The following is a 14377-nucleotide window of genomic DNA, read 5'->3' as shown; positions in this document are numbered from 1 at the left end:
ACACAAGGGGAACGAACTCATGCACGCAGACCTCTCCCGCCTCACCTTCCGGCCCGCCAAGCACTACTCCGCTGTGCTCGCCCAACAGGGCCGGGTCCAGCTCGACGCCGACGCCAACGAGCAGACGGCGATCACCCAACACCAGGCGCGCACCCTGGCCGCCGACCTGATCGGGCAGCACGGCGGCCCGCAGAACGCCACCGGTTTCCGCATCGACTACTGCCCGGGTGAGAACAAGCTCGACAACCTGGCCGTCCACGGCGGGCGTTACTACGTCGACGGCATCCTGTGCGACGCCGACCGGCCGCCGATGGGGACACCGGCGGGGACTTCGGCAGGGCAGGAGCCCACCACCACGCCGCACGACGCTCCGGCCGGTGCCGACGCCCCGGCGGGCTCCCGACGTTCCGCCGGCGCCGCCCGTTCCGCCGGTTCGGCCGGTTCCGATGGCGACACCGGTGGTGAACCCCACCCGTGCACCGACGGGACCGTCTGGACGTACTGGGACCAGCCCGACGCCTACCGGGACCCGGAGAAGCCCGCCGACCGGCTGCCCGCGCAGTTCCCCTACCTGGTCTACCTCAAGGTGTGGGAGCGGACGGTCACCGCCGCCGAGGACCCCGAGATCCGGGAGGTGGCCCTCGGTGCCGCACTGCCGGACACGGCGGCCAGGATCAAGACCGTCTGGCAGGTTCTGTCCCTGAGCGGCACCGACCTCGGTGCCCCGGCCAACCCGTCGGCCGACCAGGTGCGTACGGCCTTCCGTACCTGGGCCGACGCACAGCGCGCGTCGGCCGCGTCGGCCGCCTTCCGCACCGAACGCCCGGAGCGCTCCGACGACGAGCCCTGTCTCACCCGGCCCGACCACCGCTACCGGGGCCCGGAGAACCAGTTGTACCGCGTGGAGATCCACACCGGGGGCGCGGCCGATACCGCCACCTTCAAATGGTCCAGGGAGAACGGTTCCGTCGTCTTCCCCGTGGCCGCCCTCGACGGCACCTGGGTGGAGCTGGCCACGCTCGGCAACGACGACAAACTCGACCTGGGCGCCGGGGACCGGGTGGAACTCGCCGACTCCGCCTACACCAGCCGCGGCGAGCCCGCCGATCTGCTGCGGGTCGAGGAGGTCGACCTGCCGGGCCGCCGGGTGCGACTGAACGCCGAGCCCGGCCCGGGCACCGGCAGGCTGCCCGGCCTGCACCCCTTCCTGCGCCGCTGGGACCACCGCGCCCCCGGCGGCCGCGGCACGGCCAAGCACCACCGCAACGGCGCCCTGAAGGTCGTCGAAGGCACGTGGATCGACCTGGAGGACGGGATACAGCTCTGGTTCGAACCCGGTGGCCGCTACCGTCCGGGCGACTTCTGGGCCGCACCCGCCCGCACCGCCACCGGCACGGTGGAGTGGCCCGTGGCGGCGGACAGCCGGCCCCTGCTCCAACCCCCGGCGGGCGTCGACGCGCACTACGCCCCGCTGGCCTGGGTGGTGGGCGGCGAGCGCGCGGTGACCGACTTGCGGTACACGTTCCGGCCGTTGGCCGCGCCGATCGAGTCGATCGGGGACACCTCACGGGAGTGACGCCCCGGGCGGTTTGTTGTTCCGACGCTGTTCCGCACGCGAGTACGACGTTGTGATGTAGTCAAGGAGGAAGTCATGGCACAACCCCTGTCCGCCGACCGACTGGTCGAGGCTCTCCGTCAGGAGGGTGTGAAGGTGCGGGAGCACCGCAGTTGGCGTACCCACAACCGCAACGGCAAGGGGGCGTGGGGTCCCGTACACGGGGTGGTCATCCATCACACCGTCACCTCGGGGACGGACGAGTCGGTCGACCTTTGCTACGACGGTTATGCGGAGCTGCCCGGGCCGTTGTGCCATGGCGTCATCGCCAAGGACGGCACGGTGTACCTCGTCGGCAACGGCAGATCCAACCACGCGGGACTGGGGGACGGCGACGTCCTGAGCGCGGTGATCGAGGAACGGGCGCTGCCCGCGCCCGACGAGAACGACACCGATGGCAATGCCCGCTTCTACGGGTTCGAGTGCATCAACCTCGGCGACGGGCAGGACCCGTGGCCCGCCGCTCAGCTGGAAGCCATCGAGAAGGTGTCTGCGGCGATCTGCCGCGCCCACGGCTGGACCGAGCGCTCGGTGATCGGCCACAAGGAGTGGACCAACACCAAGATCGACCCCAAGGGCTTCACGATGAGCTCGATGCGCTCACGGATAGCCGGCTGCCTCAAGGGGAAGCCGGGCGGGCCGGGGCCCCAGCCGAAACCACCGCAGTACGAGCCCTTCCACGGCGCGGACTTCTTCCGCGCGGGCCGGAACAGCCCCGTCATCACCGCGATGGGCAAACGGCTGGTGGCGGAGGGATGCGGTCGCTACGAGGAGGGCCCCGGCCCCGAGTGGACCGAGGCCGACCGGAAGTCGTACGCGGCGTGGCAGCGCAAACTCGGCTACTCCGGCTCGGACGCGGACGGCACCCCCGGCAGCACGAGCTGGACGAAGCTGCGCGTGCCCAAGGTGTGATTCCCGACCGCACGTCCTGGGGTGGCTCGGTGCCCGTGCACCGGGCCACCGGACGTCCGGCCCCGTCACAAGCCGCGCAGGAACTCCTCGAGAGCCTGGTTGAAGGCGCCCGGCTCCTCCATGTTGGGGAAGTGGCCGGTGCCTTCGACGGCGGTCACGCGGCCGTCGGTGACGGAGCCCGCGACGTGTTCGGCCATGCCGATGAGGTCGGTCGCGTCGAGTGCGCCGTTGAGCGCCAGGACGGGAACGGAGATCTCCTTCGCGCGCGTCGCGGTGTCGGGCACGGGGACGTTGAAGTCCGGTTCGCCGGCGGTGTGCTTGGCGATGGTCCGCGCGGCCATCTCCCGCAGCCGTCGTACGACGTCGGGGTGCACGTCGTCCGGCGTGCGGAGCGGTCCGGACGCGCTGAGCGCGAAGGTGTCGAGCCAGCCCCCGATGTCACCGGCTCCCAACGCGTTGAACTGGGCGGCTCGCAGGGCATCGGTCCAGGGGTCGCCGGGGCCGGGGGTGCCGCCACCGCTGACGACCAGGGCCCGCACCAGGTCGGGGTGTTCCAGCGTGGTGTCGACCGCGATGTTCGCCCCCATCGACACCCCGACGAGGACCGCCGGGCCGACGGCGAGGTGGCGCAACAGCGCGGCGACGTCGTCGGCCTGGCGGAACGGGGCGCTCGCGTTGGCGGACCAGCCGTGTCCCCGGGCATCCGGGGTGATCACCCGGTGGTGGCGGGCGAGGGCCGGTATCTGGTCGTCCCACATGGTGTGGTCCAGGAAGCCCGCGTGCAGCAGCACCACGGGCTGTCCGCTGCCGGTGTCGCGGTAGGCGAGGGGGCCGTCGTGGCTCTCGAAGGTGCGGAGGTCGGAGGCGTCGTTCATGACAACCAAGGTGCCATACGCGGCCCAATTCGACAACTGAGGTGTCATATGTTTTCGAAAGACGGCACCCCGGGTGTCATCATGGTCCGATGACCGACACCGACCAGCCCCTGCCGCCCGACGACCTCGCTCCCCGACTCATGGAGGTGTTCGCCCTGGTGGGGCCGCTGTACCGGCGCGTCCAGCGCAAGGTCGAGCAGGACGCGCCGATCCAGGGGATCTCCGTCGGGGTGCGGGGTGTTCTGGAGCTGCTCCGGGAGCACGGACCCATGACCGTCCCGCAGATGGGCCGCGCCCAGGCGCTGAGCCGCCAGTTCGTGCAGCGCATGGTCAACGACGCCGCGGCACGGCAGCTCGTCGAAATCCTCCCGAACCCGGCCCACCAGCGGTCCTCGCTCATCTCGTTGACCGACGACGGCCGGGCGGCCATCGCGGCCGTGCTCGACCGTGAACATGTCCTGTTGCGCCAGGTCGGCGGGGACCTCACCGACGCCGACGTCACGACCTGCGTACGGGTCCTCGGCCGGATGCTGGAACTCTTCGACGACGTCGATGTGAACTGACTCGGCACCTCACGGGCCCGCAGCACACGAGTGGCGTTCGTATCGACCGGCTGGATCACGAAGGAGAAGTGCCGCCCTTCGTCGCGCAGCGGAACGTACCCCAACCGCGCGAAGTACCAGCCGGTGGGGCAGACGACGGGCTCGGGGACGACGCCCGGCGGCAGGTGGTCGTGGACCTCCCGGTCGTAGGACCGCAGGTGCCGACGTCGGGTCATGACTGCTCCCCGTGCGCGGGCTGCGCGCGGTGGCCGTCCTGCGGCGTCGCGGAAGCGGGCGGGAGGGCGCGGCCGGCCGGGGTGTGCCAGACATAGGCGCCGGGATCGAAGCGGCTCAGCCGCTGGACGAGCCGCCCGGTGGACCAAGGCCACACGAAGGTGTTCCGCCCGCTGGGGGCGAGGTAGTAGCTGGCGCAGCCGCCGGAGTTGTACACCGTGGTCCGCAGCGCCTCCTGCACGGCCGCGTTGTAGGCGGCCTGCACGCCCGGCCGGACGTCCAGGGCGGCATGGCCGCTGCGGCCGAGATGGGTCAGGGCCGCGGTGAGGTACGTCAGTTGGGCTTCGAGGGCGGTGATCGCGGAGGAGGAGCCGCCGAGCAGATTGGGGCCCAGGAGCACGAAGAGGTTGGGGAATCCGCTGACGCTGGTACCGAGGTAGGCCCGTGGCTCTCCGCCCCAGGCATCGTGGAGAGTGCGGCCGTTCACGCCGTGCAGACTCCGGGCCAGCGGCAGCTCACCGACGCGGAAGCCCGTGGCGGTGACGAGGACGTCGGCCCGGACCGCGGTGCCGTCGGCCCCCAGGATCTCCTGGCCACGGACGGCCGTCACGGCCGTGGGGTGAAGGTGGACGTGCGGCCGGGCCAGGGCGGGGTAGTAGGTGCTGGACGTCAGGAGGCGCTTGCAGCCCAGCCGGTAGTCCGGTGTGAGCGCCCGGCGCAGCCGCCGGTCACGGACCGCGAGCCGCAGGTGCGCACGGGCGCCCGCCTCGACGAGGCGCGCGAGCTCCGGATGACGGAAGGCGCCGCCGAGGCTCTCCTGCAGCCCGTACTGTGCGGCGCGCAAGGCCCGCCGGGCTCCGGGAAGTCGGTCCAGACACCGGTTGACCGCGGCGGGGACCGGCAGGTCCGGTTTGGGCAGTACCCATGGGGCGGTCCGCTGGAAGAGGTGCACCGCCGAAGCGCGCTTCTCGACGGCCGGGACGAGCTGGACGGCGGAGGCACCGCTCCCCACCACGGCCACGCGACGACCGGCCAGCTCGACGTCATGGTCCCAGCGGGCGGTGTGGAGCACGGGCCCGGGGAACTCCTCGACGCCGGGCACGTCGAGGCCGCGCGGCACGTGCCACGGCCCGGTGGCCAGGACCAGTATCGCGGCGGTGCGGGGCCCGTCACTGGTGTCCAGCCGCCAGCGCCCGACGCCCGGGTCCCACCGGGCCCCCAGGACCCGCACTCCGCAGCGCAGCACGTCGCCGAGACCGTACCGCTCGGCCGTCGACCGCAGATAGGCGTGTATCTCCCGCTGCCCCGCGAAGACTCTCGTCCAGGCGGTGTCCGGGGTGAAGGAGTAGCTGTACAGCGTCGAGGGCACGTCGCAGGCGCAACCCGGGTATGTGTTGTCCCGCCAGGTGCCGCCGAGTTGTGGTCCCTTCTCCAGGACGAGCACGTCGTGGAACCCCGCCCGGCGCAGTCGGACGGCGGCGCCGATGCCGGAGAAGCCCGCTCCGACGACCACAACGTGCGTGTCCCGGCCGGGCCGGCCGGCCTGCGGCGGGATCACCGCATCGGTCCGGCCGTGCGGACGGCGTGGCTCGTGGTGTTCGCGGTGGTGAGCGGCGAACCTCGTGGCATCAACGGGCCCTTCCACGACTGCAGTCCGGATTGCGCCAGCGTGTCGTGTTGGCCGGGGTTTCGGCAGAGCGCGAACCGGGGCGCCCGGATCGCGCGGCGAGGCGCGGCGTGCCCCGTACGCCCGTCCGTTCACCTGCTGCCGGGCCGTCGGTGTTCAGGCCCTCCGGCTGCCGATGTGGCGCCAATTGGGCCGCCCGGGCGCGCCTCGCCGACCACGTCGGCGACACGGCCCGGGCCGCCGACGCCCGCCGCCGGGCGGGCGAGCAGGCGTCGGCCGCCCTGGGCTGAGACTGTTCGAGGTCAGGCGCGCACGGTGTACCACGCACCGAGGCCGCTGCACCCGGACGCGCTGTAGGTGGTGCTCCGGTAGCCGGCCGGAATGGGCGAGCCCGGGCAGGTCCAGATGCCGTTGCGGACCAGCTGGTGGTACCAGGCGCCGATGCCGCTGCAGCCGCTGCGGTTGTACATGGTGGTCACGTAACCGGACACGATGGGCGAGCCCGAGCAGGTCCAGATGCCGTCACGGGCCAGCTGGTGGTACCAGGCGCCGATGCCGCTGCAGCCGTTGCGGTCGTACATGCTGATGACGTAGCCGGACACGATCGGCGAGCCGGAGCAGGTCCAGATGCCGTCCCGAGCGGGCTGCTGGAACCAGGCCCCCGCGCCGTTGCAGCCATTTCGGTCGTACATGGTGATGACGTACCCGGCCGGAACGGGTGCCCCGGAACAGGACCACCCGCCCGCCGCGGCCTTGGACTCGGCGGGCGCGGCGGCGGCTGTGCCGGTGGCGGCGCCGGTGAGGACGGCCGCGATCAGTGCGACGGCTCCTACCATCGCCGAGATCCGTCTTCGGACGGCCGTGATCGCCGTACCGTTGCCCCACAGCTGACGTAATTGGCTGTTCACTTCACACCAGTCCTATCGACATGCTCACTGGATATCTCTCGATGGCCGCGAACACCTGTCGGCACAGCAGGATGCCCTTCTTACTCGGGCCTCGCCGAGGAAATGAAGGATTTTCGCTCGGGGGTAACCGGGGGCCGGAGTATCGAAACGGGAATGCGTGATGGAGCGGAGAAAATGATTCCGGTTCGGTGGCGGGGCTGCTGTGCGCGGTGAGCGGGCTGCGCGTTCATCGGCATCTTGTCGCGTATCCGTCAGCTGGGCAAGAGGCCCACTGTGAAGGAGTTTGGCCAGGAAACGGTTGCAGCGGGGCGCGAGGTCAGGTGCGGTGCGGGCGCCGGACTGCGGCGGTAGTCGGCTGCGGATGGCGCGGGGGCCCCCGCCTCTCGTATCCGCGGGCGCGGTTTTTCCGCTGCCGATAACGCCATCGGTTCGTGAAGGGCCCGCTGTTCGCCGCGGGCCCTTCACGACGCGCTATGAGGAACGGCGTCGCCGCGAGGCCCGGCGAATCAGGAAGATCACCAGCACGATCAGCGCCACCACGAAGAGGGTGCCGAGAATCATGACCACCAGCAGGGCAGCGCCCAGCTTACGGAAGAGGCCCTTCTTCTTGTCCTTCTTCTTGTCCTTGTCCTTGGACGGCTTCTTGTGATCGGCCGTCTTGTGGTGCGACGCGGAGAGGGATGCCTGCTGGGACGCTGCCGTGTCCACCGCGCCGACCGTCACCGGACGTGCGTCCGTGCTGCTGAGGGGGGAGTGTTGCCCGGTCCCGGCCGGGGCCTGCACGCCGGCGGCCGACGCGGGCGTCGCCAGCAGGGCGGCGCCCAGCGTCAGGGCGATGAGCAGGGAAACCCTGCGGGCCAGGCGTTGCCGGCGCCTTCCCTCGTGTTGCTGCTCGCTCTTCATTCGCGTGCCCCCTGTATCGGTGCTCTCAAGGTTCGGTGCGCCCCACCTGCGCGGGGCGCCCCCATTATTGACACACCAAAGGCGTGCCCGGTTCCGCGCTGTTGATGCGCGGTATTGATACCGAGTCGAGGCTTCTTGGGGCATTCGCGTGAAAGCGAATGGACTGGACGTCGGTCCGACTTGATGTTTTGGGCTGCGGACAATTGATCAAAAACAACCCGGACCTTGGCGGGCGGGTGGCCGGACCGGACCGACGGCTCCCACTGCTATCTTCCGGGCGCATGGACGACAGTGTGTACGTGGGCAACGCGGGACGGGACGCGGCGCTGGACCGGGGATGGCTGCTCGGACACTTCAAGGACACCGCGGACCCCCGGCACAGCGAGGACGTCGAAATCAAGTGGGGTGTCCATCCGCGGGGCGACACACGCACGCGGTGGGTGAACGGCGAGGAACGGACCGCCCTGCTGGTCCTCATCAGCGGCCGCTTCCGCGTGGAACTCCCCGGGCGCAGCGTGGTGTTGGAGCGGCAGGGCGACTATGTGGTCTGGGGTCGGGGTGTCGACCACTCCTGGTGTGCCGAGGAGGAATCCGTCGTGCTGACGGTCCGTTGGCCGTCCGTCCCCGGCTATCGGGCCGAGTGAGCGGTCACCGGCCACGACGTGCCCTAACGGCTTCCCTTGAAAAGGCAACCCGCACCGTCTTCACGCAGGGGCGTAGCCGCGGGCCTGTACGTGGTCCTCGGTGAGCTGGGTGAAGGCCCGGGCGGCGGCGCTTCGATAGGCGTTTTCCCGGCGCAAGAGGGTGACCGTACGGGCGGGGAGGGCGGGTTCGAGGGGAACGGGGGTGAGGTGGGGGTGGTCGTGGGTGATGGCGTCGGGCAGGACCGTGGCGAGAGTGGTGCGCTGGACGATTTCGGTCAGAGCCTGAATGGAGTTGGCCTCCACCACGATGCGCGGCGTGACGTGGTGGGTGGCGAAGTAGGCATCGATATGGCCGCGGGTGGCGAAGTCGCCGCTGAGCAGGGCGAGATGCCGGTCGGTGAGATCCCGGACCGGCAGCGGAGCGTGCCCCCCGGCGCCGGGCCGGCGGATACCGGTGACGAGGCCGAGGGTCTCGGTGAACAGGGCGGTTGCCGTGATGCCGGGCAAGTGGGAGCCGTGGAACGCGATGCCGAGGTCCACTTCGTCGGCGAGCAGGCCCGCCTCCATGCGGTCCTGGGGTAGCTCCTTCACGTCCAGGGTGATGCCGGGGTGGCGGGCGTGCAGCTCGGCGATGAGAGGGCCGATGAGGTAGGCGGTGAAGGTGGGGGTGAGGGCCAGGCGAAGGTGGCCGCGGGAGAGGTCGGCCACGTCCAGCACGGCACGTTCGGCGGCGGCGAGGTCGCGCAGGGCCCGGCGTGCGTAGTGCACATAGGTTTCGCCGGCGTCGGTGAGCCGGACGGTCCGGCCGGTGCGGTCGAGAAGCTGGGCGCCGACGGTGCGCTCGAGCTGTTTGATCTGCTGGGAGAGCGTGGGCTGGGAGATGTGCAGGTCTTCGGCGGCGCGGGTGAAGTTGGCGTGCTCGGCGACGGCGAGCAGATAGCGCAGATGACGGAGTTCCAGAGCCATGAGCACAACTATAGATGTCATCGATAGCAGTCATGGTTATTGAGTATTGGACGCTATAGAAGCAGGTCATGCATGGTGGATCTCGTCAGCCCCACGGGGGCGGACAGCCACCGAAGGGAGTGACCATGCAAAACCTCACCGAGGGTGTCGCGCGTTTCCAGCGGGATGTCCACCCGGCCAAGGCGGAGCTCTTCGCCCACCTGGCCACGACGCACCGGCCGACGACGCTGTTCATCAGCTGCTCCGACGCCCGTGTGGTGCCGGAACTGCTCACCCAGAGCGAGCCGGGTGAATTGTTCGTCATCCGCACCGCCGGAAACCTCGTCCCCGCCCACACCCCCGGCTCGGACGGGGTGGCGGCCAGCATCGAATACGCCGTGGCCGTCCTGGGCGTACGCGACATCGTGGTGTGCGGGCACTCCGCCTGTGGCGCGATGACCGCACTCGCCGAGAACCACGACCTGAGCGGTGCCCCCGCGATCGCCGACTGGCTGCGCCACGCGGACGCCTCCCGGGCCCGTGCCACCGCGGAAACCGGCACGGAGAAGGTGGACGCCCTGGTGCGCGAGAACGTGCTCGCCCAGCTGGCGAACCTGGCCACCCACCCCTCGGTGGCCCGCGCCCTGGCGGAGAACACCGTCACGCTGCACGGCTGGGTCTACGACATCCCCACCGGCGCGGTCGAGGACGTGGCCGCCGCCGGCCGCCCGGCCGCCCGCGCGGCCTGAGCTACCCCCCATCCCGATCCCTGGAGCCGTTCCCACGGCTTGGGGCCCCCAGAACCTGCCGTCCCTTCTCTCCTCGGGAGCGGCACACCCCGAAAGGAAACCCTTCTCATGGTGCACGCACAGTTCGACCCCACCGCCCGTCAGGCCCTCTCCGTGAAGGCCGTCGAGGCCAAGGTGCGCAAGGACCTTTCCTGGCAGCAGATCGCCGACGCCGCGGGTCTGTCGGTCGCCTTCGTCACCGCCGCTGTGCTCGGCCAGCACCCCCTGCCGGAGACCTCGGCCAAGGCCGTCGCCGAACTCCTGGACCTGGACGACGACGCCGCGATGCTGCTGCAGACCATCCCGACGCGCGGCTCCATCCCCGGTGCCGTTCCGACCGACCCGACCATCTACCGCTTCTACGAGATGCTGCAGGTCTACGGCACCACGCTCAAGGCGCTGGTCCACGAGCAGTTCGGCGACGGCATCATCAGCGCGATCAACTTCAAGCTGGACGTGAAGAAGGTCGCCGACCCCGAGGGCGGCGAGCGCGCGGTGATCACCCTGGACGGCAAGTACCTGCCGACCAAGCCCTTCTGATCCGGCTGACCTCACTGATCCGGTAGAACCCGGGGCGGGCCCGTGGCGACGAGGCCGCCGGCCCGCCCCCTCCCGTAAGGAGGAACCCTCATGGACTTCGCACAGCGCACCATCGACATCGCCCGCCGCAACGTCGAAGAGGGCGGCCGCCCGTTCGCGACCGTCATCGTCAAGGACGGGAACATCCTGGCCGAAAGCCCGAATCTCGTCGCCCGGACCGCCGACCCGACTGCCCACGCCGAAATCCTCGCCATCCGCGAGGCCTGTGTGAAGCTGGGCACCGAGCATCTGACCGGCACCACCATCTATGTGCTCGCCCACCCCTGCCCGATGTGCCTGGGGTCGCTGTACTACTGCTCCCCGGACGAGGTCGTCTTCCTCACCACCCGCGACGCCTACGAGCCGCACTACGTGGACGACCGCAAGTACTTCGAACTCGACACCTTCTACGGCGAGTTCGCCAGGAACTACACCGAGCGGCGCCTGCCCATGCGCCACGAGGCCCACGACGCCGCGGTCGAGGTGTACAAGTTCTGGCAGGAGCGCAACGGCGGCGAGCGCCGCGTCGCCGGCGCCCCCACCGCTTGAGGGGACGGCCGGCCCCTCAAAAAATCACTTGATCCTTCGGCATAGGGTTCCCGCATGACGACCGCACTCCGCCTGGAGAAGATCACTGCCGACAACTTCGACGTGGCGATCGGACTCACGGTACGCCCCGACCAGGAGCACCTGGTGGCTCCTGTCGTGAAGTCCCTCGCCGAGGCGTATGTGCACCCCGATACCGCCTGGCCCCGCCTCATCCTCGACGGCGACAGGCCCGTCGGCTTCCTCATGGCCTTCCTCGGCATCGACTTCGCCGGTGACGGTACGGGCACCGACATCCGATCGGGCCTGTGGCGCCTCAACATCGCGGCCGACGAACAGGGCCGCGGCTACGGCCGCTTCGCGGTCGAGGCCGTGGCCGCCGAGATCCGCCGCCGTGGCGGCACCCGCCTCACCACCACCTGGCACCCGGGCGAGGACGGGCCCGAACGCTTCTACCTGGCGCTCGGCTTCCGGCCGACAGGGGAGATGAGCGGGGACCAGAAGGTGGGGGAACTGGAGTTGGGCTAGACACCGGCCCGCCGGTGGGCGATGCCTCAGTTCCGCAGGTGCCCCAGCACCGATCGCACCGCGCGGTCCACGGCCTGGCGCGCCTGCTCGGTGCGGTCGGTCGTCTCGAACCCGTGGTGACCGAGCGGTAGGTCGATCACCACGACATCGGCTTCGCACTCCGTGGCCGCGGCCAGGAATTCCTCGACCGTCCGCGCGATCGCCGCGCTCTCCAGGCCCACCCGGGTCAGCACGATCGGCAAGGGCCCGGCGGCACGCACCGCGGCCGCCGTGCGGAACCGGTCGCTCAGCCCCCAGTTCGGCAGCGGCGCGAGTATCGGGTACGTCGCCGCCACACACCGCAACCACGGCGGGGGAGCCGCGAGCCAATCCGCCGACAGCAGCCCGCCGCCGGAGAAGAACCACAGCGCGACGCGTTCCCCGTCGACGCGCGGATCAGCGCGTACGAGCTCGACCGCTTCGGCGATGTCCTCGGCAGCCCGTTCGTAATCGGCGAGATCGTGCAGCCGGTGGTCCAGCGTCACCCCGACCGCTCCCAGACTCGCTATGTACCGGCCGTAGCCGACATAGGTCGGCCAGTCGCGTGGCGTCGGCCGGGCGTCGGCCGGAACGGGGCCGCCATGGACGAACACCACCGCCGGACGGGGCCGGTCGTCGGCATCGGGCAAGTAGAGGTCGACCCGCCCCACCCGTTCGCGAGGCCGCTCCGGCACCTCCATGAGGAAGGGCCGCAGGTGTGCGGGTTGCCCGCTCGGCGCGGCCAGTCGGTGCCCGTCCCCCGCGGCGGCACGGAGCAGTACCCCGGCCAGTTCGTCGGGGGTGGACAGCATCGGCCAGTGCCCGGTGTCGAGTTCGAAGAAGCTCACCCGCGGGTCGACGAGCGCCTGGAAGCGGGGATCCCCCAATCCCACCAGCGACTCGACCATGGCGATGCCCGCACCATTGGCTGTGCACAGGACGCCGGTCATCGGCAGCCCGGAAACCGCCCCCGACAGCCGGAGCGGCTGGGTGAGCGTGCCCACCGGCTGCGGTGCGGCACAGCGCACCAGCCGGGCCAGCGCTGGTGCGGGGATGCCGGCGGTGCTGCCCCAGCGCTGCCACTCATCCAGGGACGGCGGGGCGATCGACCAGTCGCCCTCGGCCTGCTCCGCCCGCCGCAGCAGCCGGTCGCGGACCGCCCGGTCGGGGATCAGCTCGAGGGCCGGATCGCCGTCCCGGGGCATGCCCGCGTCCAGATGGACGACGCGGGCGATCCGCTCCGGCCGCCGGTCGGCGGCGCCGAGCACCGGGTGGATGCCGTAGCAGTGGCCGACGAGAACCACCTCCGGCGCCTCCATCTGGTCGATCAACCGCACCAGATCCCCGATATGCGTCTCCAGGTCCGTTTCTGGTCCTGCCGGATCACGGCGGTCACCCATGCCGGTGAGCGTCACCGGATACACCTCGGCCCCCGACGCCCCCAGTCGGGCTGCCACTTCCTCCCATACCCACCCGCCGGTGAAGGCGCCGGACACCAGGACGAATACCGTCATGAACATCTCCTCCCACGCATTGACCCGCACGGCCGGCCAGGGCCGTGCGCGCTCACCGGTACGGTAAGAACTCCTTCTGGGGGAGGTTCAAGTCGTGTCGTCGGACAGCAAGCGGAGCCCTGACCACACGTGGAGCATCGGCGAGCTCGCCGAGCGCGTGGGGGTCACCGTCAACACCGTCCGCTTCTACTCGGACCGGGGACTGCTGCCGGAAGCCGGACGCAGCGCCGGGGGCCACCGGCGGTACGGCCCCGAAGCACTCGACCGGCTGCGTCTGATCCGCTCCCTGCGCACCCTCGACCTCCCCGTCCCGGAAGTGGGCCGGATCCTCGACCACGAGGACACACTGGAGGACGCCATCGCGGGGCAACTGCGGGAGATCGGCTCACGGATGACCGCCCTGCGCTGGCGCGAGGCCGCCCTCCAACTGGTCCGAGACTGTGCTCCCGAGGAACGCGTCGACCGGTTGCGTCTGATCGGGGCGATGACCACCCCGCCCAGCACAGCTCCGCTGGCGCGCTTCTGGCGGCGGTGGCTGCCCCCGCGGCTCCCGGCCCGGCTGGTCTCCACCATCGTCGAACAGGCGGTGCCGCAACCACCGGCGGATCCGACCCCCTCCCAGGTGCTGGCCTTCGCCCGGCTGCACGCCTTCACTTCCGGAGACTGCCGCGGTACCGATCGCGGACAGCCCGCGGCACACCGAGCCGAGAAGGGCTACCGCCCGGCCGTGCTCTATGAGGGTCTGGTGGAGGCGTTCGCGCTGACTTCACCGGAGCTGCGGGCCCAGCGGGCGCCGCACCAGGGCGAGGCGCTCGACTGTTTCGTCTCCGCCTACGCCCGCGCGTCCGGTGCGCGCGACACACCGGCCTTCCGCCACGGGCTCAGCGCCCAGCTCGCCGCGGACCCCCGTATCGACGGTTACTGGCGACTCGTCGCCGAACTGTCGGGCCCGTCGCAACCGACGCCTGGCGCGGCACACGACTGGCTTCGTGCTGCCCTGAACACCCAGACAGCCCGTCCGGCCGTTTGAATCGGGGCCGTAGGGCCGGTTGATGGACTCCGGGCCTTTACCGAGTCGCTCGGCGGTCTTGCCCACCCCGATCCCCGCTGACACAGCCATGCACCTTCGCAGGCTGAACGCCAGGTCTGATTCCCGCCAGCGTCGGCGATCACCGTCCCGTTTCATTGAACCAGCAACC

Annotated in this window: 16 protein-coding genes; 10 read left to right on the top strand and 6 right to left on the bottom strand. The window is 70.6% G+C overall.

The features are described from left to right. Nucleotides 1-19: 19 nt before the first annotated feature. Both ACZ53N_RS12925 and ACZ53N_RS12920 read left to right on the top strand, forming a co-directional pair. Nucleotides 20-1576 (top strand): DUF6519 domain-containing protein, encoded by a 1557-nt coding sequence (locus ACZ53N_RS12925; RefSeq protein WP_469140916.1) that lies wholly within the window; start codon nucleotides 20-22, stop codon nucleotides 1574-1576. Nucleotides 1577-1651: 75 nt separating this feature from the next. After that, nucleotides 1652-2527, top strand: a complete 876-nt coding sequence (locus tag ACZ53N_RS12920; protein WP_469140915.1) for a peptidoglycan-binding protein — start codon at nucleotides 1652-1654, stop codon at nucleotides 2525-2527. A gap of 65 nt (nucleotides 2528-2592) precedes the next feature. On the opposite strand, the gene ACZ53N_RS12915 is transcribed toward ACZ53N_RS12920, so the two are convergent. Further along, nucleotides 2593-3402 (bottom strand): alpha/beta fold hydrolase, encoded by an 810-nt coding sequence (locus tag ACZ53N_RS12915; RefSeq protein WP_469140914.1) that lies wholly within the window; start codon nucleotides 3400-3402, stop codon nucleotides 2593-2595. Between the two features lie 89 nt (nucleotides 3403-3491). Between ACZ53N_RS12915 and ACZ53N_RS12910 the strand changes: the two genes are divergently transcribed. Next, nucleotides 3492-3965: a MarR family winged helix-turn-helix transcriptional regulator gene (locus ACZ53N_RS12910; RefSeq protein ID WP_469140913.1), complete on the top strand. Its 474-nt coding sequence runs from the start codon at nucleotides 3492-3494 to the stop codon at nucleotides 3963-3965. A 211-nt stretch (nucleotides 3966-4176) separates the two neighbouring features. Here ACZ53N_RS12910 and ACZ53N_RS12905 read toward each other — a convergent pair whose 3' ends face one another. Continuing rightward, on the bottom strand, nucleotides 4177-5736 hold the full coding sequence (locus tag ACZ53N_RS12905) for a flavin-containing monooxygenase (RefSeq protein ID WP_469140912.1): 1560 nt from the start codon (nucleotides 5734-5736) through the stop codon (nucleotides 4177-4179). 179 nt (nucleotides 5737-5915) lie between these two features. Here ACZ53N_RS12905 and ACZ53N_RS12900 point away from each other — a divergent pair, with 179 nt between their 5' ends. Beyond that, on the top strand, nucleotides 5916-6095 hold the full coding sequence (locus tag ACZ53N_RS12900) for a hypothetical protein (protein WP_469140911.1): 180 nt from the start codon (nucleotides 5916-5918) through the stop codon (nucleotides 6093-6095). A gap of 12 nt (nucleotides 6096-6107) precedes the next feature. On the opposite strand, the gene ACZ53N_RS12895 is transcribed toward ACZ53N_RS12900, so the two are convergent. Next, nucleotides 6108-6641 (bottom strand): hypothetical protein, encoded by a 534-nt coding sequence (locus tag ACZ53N_RS12895; protein WP_469140910.1) that lies wholly within the window; start codon nucleotides 6639-6641, stop codon nucleotides 6108-6110. A 543-nt stretch (nucleotides 6642-7184) separates the two neighbouring features. After that, nucleotides 7185-7616, bottom strand: a complete 432-nt coding sequence (locus ACZ53N_RS12890) for a hypothetical protein (protein ID WP_469140909.1) — start codon at nucleotides 7614-7616, stop codon at nucleotides 7185-7187. A gap of 281 nt (nucleotides 7617-7897) precedes the next feature. Between ACZ53N_RS12890 and ACZ53N_RS12885 the strand changes: the two genes are divergently transcribed. Continuing rightward, nucleotides 7898-8260, top strand: coding sequence for a cupin domain-containing protein (locus tag ACZ53N_RS12885; protein WP_469140908.1), 363 nt, complete (start codon nucleotides 7898-7900; stop codon nucleotides 8258-8260). 60 nt (nucleotides 8261-8320) lie between these two features. On the opposite strand, the gene cynR is transcribed toward ACZ53N_RS12885, so the two are convergent. After that, nucleotides 8321-9226 (bottom strand): transcriptional regulator CynR, encoded by a 906-nt coding sequence (gene cynR / locus ACZ53N_RS12880; protein ID WP_469140907.1) that lies wholly within the window; start codon nucleotides 9224-9226, stop codon nucleotides 8321-8323. A 125-nt stretch (nucleotides 9227-9351) separates the two neighbouring features. Between cynR and ACZ53N_RS12875 the strand changes: the two genes are divergently transcribed. The 4 genes from ACZ53N_RS12875 to ACZ53N_RS12860 all read left to right on the top strand — a co-directional run bounded on the left by ACZ53N_RS12875 (nucleotide 9352) and on the right by ACZ53N_RS12860 (nucleotide 11646). Then, nucleotides 9352-9954 (top strand): carbonic anhydrase, encoded by a 603-nt coding sequence (locus ACZ53N_RS12875; RefSeq protein ID WP_469140906.1) that lies wholly within the window; start codon nucleotides 9352-9354, stop codon nucleotides 9952-9954. A gap of 108 nt (nucleotides 9955-10062) precedes the next feature. After that, the gene (gene cynS / locus ACZ53N_RS12870; protein ID WP_469140905.1) at nucleotides 10063-10533 is read left to right on the top strand and encodes a cyanase; all 471 of its coding nucleotides are present in this window, start codon (nucleotides 10063-10065) and stop codon (nucleotides 10531-10533) included. 90 nt (nucleotides 10534-10623) lie between these two features. Next, a complete protein-coding gene (locus ACZ53N_RS12865) occupies nucleotides 10624-11121 on the top strand; it encodes a nucleoside deaminase (RefSeq protein WP_469140904.1) in 498 nt (165 codons plus the stop codon). Between the two features lie 54 nt (nucleotides 11122-11175). Continuing rightward, nucleotides 11176-11646 carry a GNAT family N-acetyltransferase gene (locus ACZ53N_RS12860; protein ID WP_469140903.1) on the top strand — a complete coding sequence of 157 codons (471 nt, stop codon included), beginning with the start codon at nucleotides 11176-11178 and terminating at the stop codon, nucleotides 11644-11646. 26 nt (nucleotides 11647-11672) lie between these two features. On the opposite strand, the gene ACZ53N_RS12855 is transcribed toward ACZ53N_RS12860, so the two are convergent. Beyond that, on the bottom strand, nucleotides 11673-13178 hold the full coding sequence (locus ACZ53N_RS12855; RefSeq protein WP_469140902.1) for an alpha/beta fold hydrolase: 1506 nt from the start codon (nucleotides 13176-13178) through the stop codon (nucleotides 11673-11675). A 94-nt stretch (nucleotides 13179-13272) separates the two neighbouring features. Between ACZ53N_RS12855 and ACZ53N_RS12850 the strand changes: the two genes are divergently transcribed. Continuing rightward, nucleotides 13273-14208 (top strand): helix-turn-helix domain-containing protein, encoded by a 936-nt coding sequence (locus ACZ53N_RS12850; protein ID WP_469140901.1) that lies wholly within the window; start codon nucleotides 13273-13275, stop codon nucleotides 14206-14208. Nucleotides 14209-14377: the final 169 nt, after the last annotated feature.

Source organism: Streptomyces sp. NPDC033229 (genome assembly GCF_055576875.1).
Note: the sequence above shows the minus strand (reverse complement) of the source record. Positions and strands in the feature narration are given on the sequence as shown.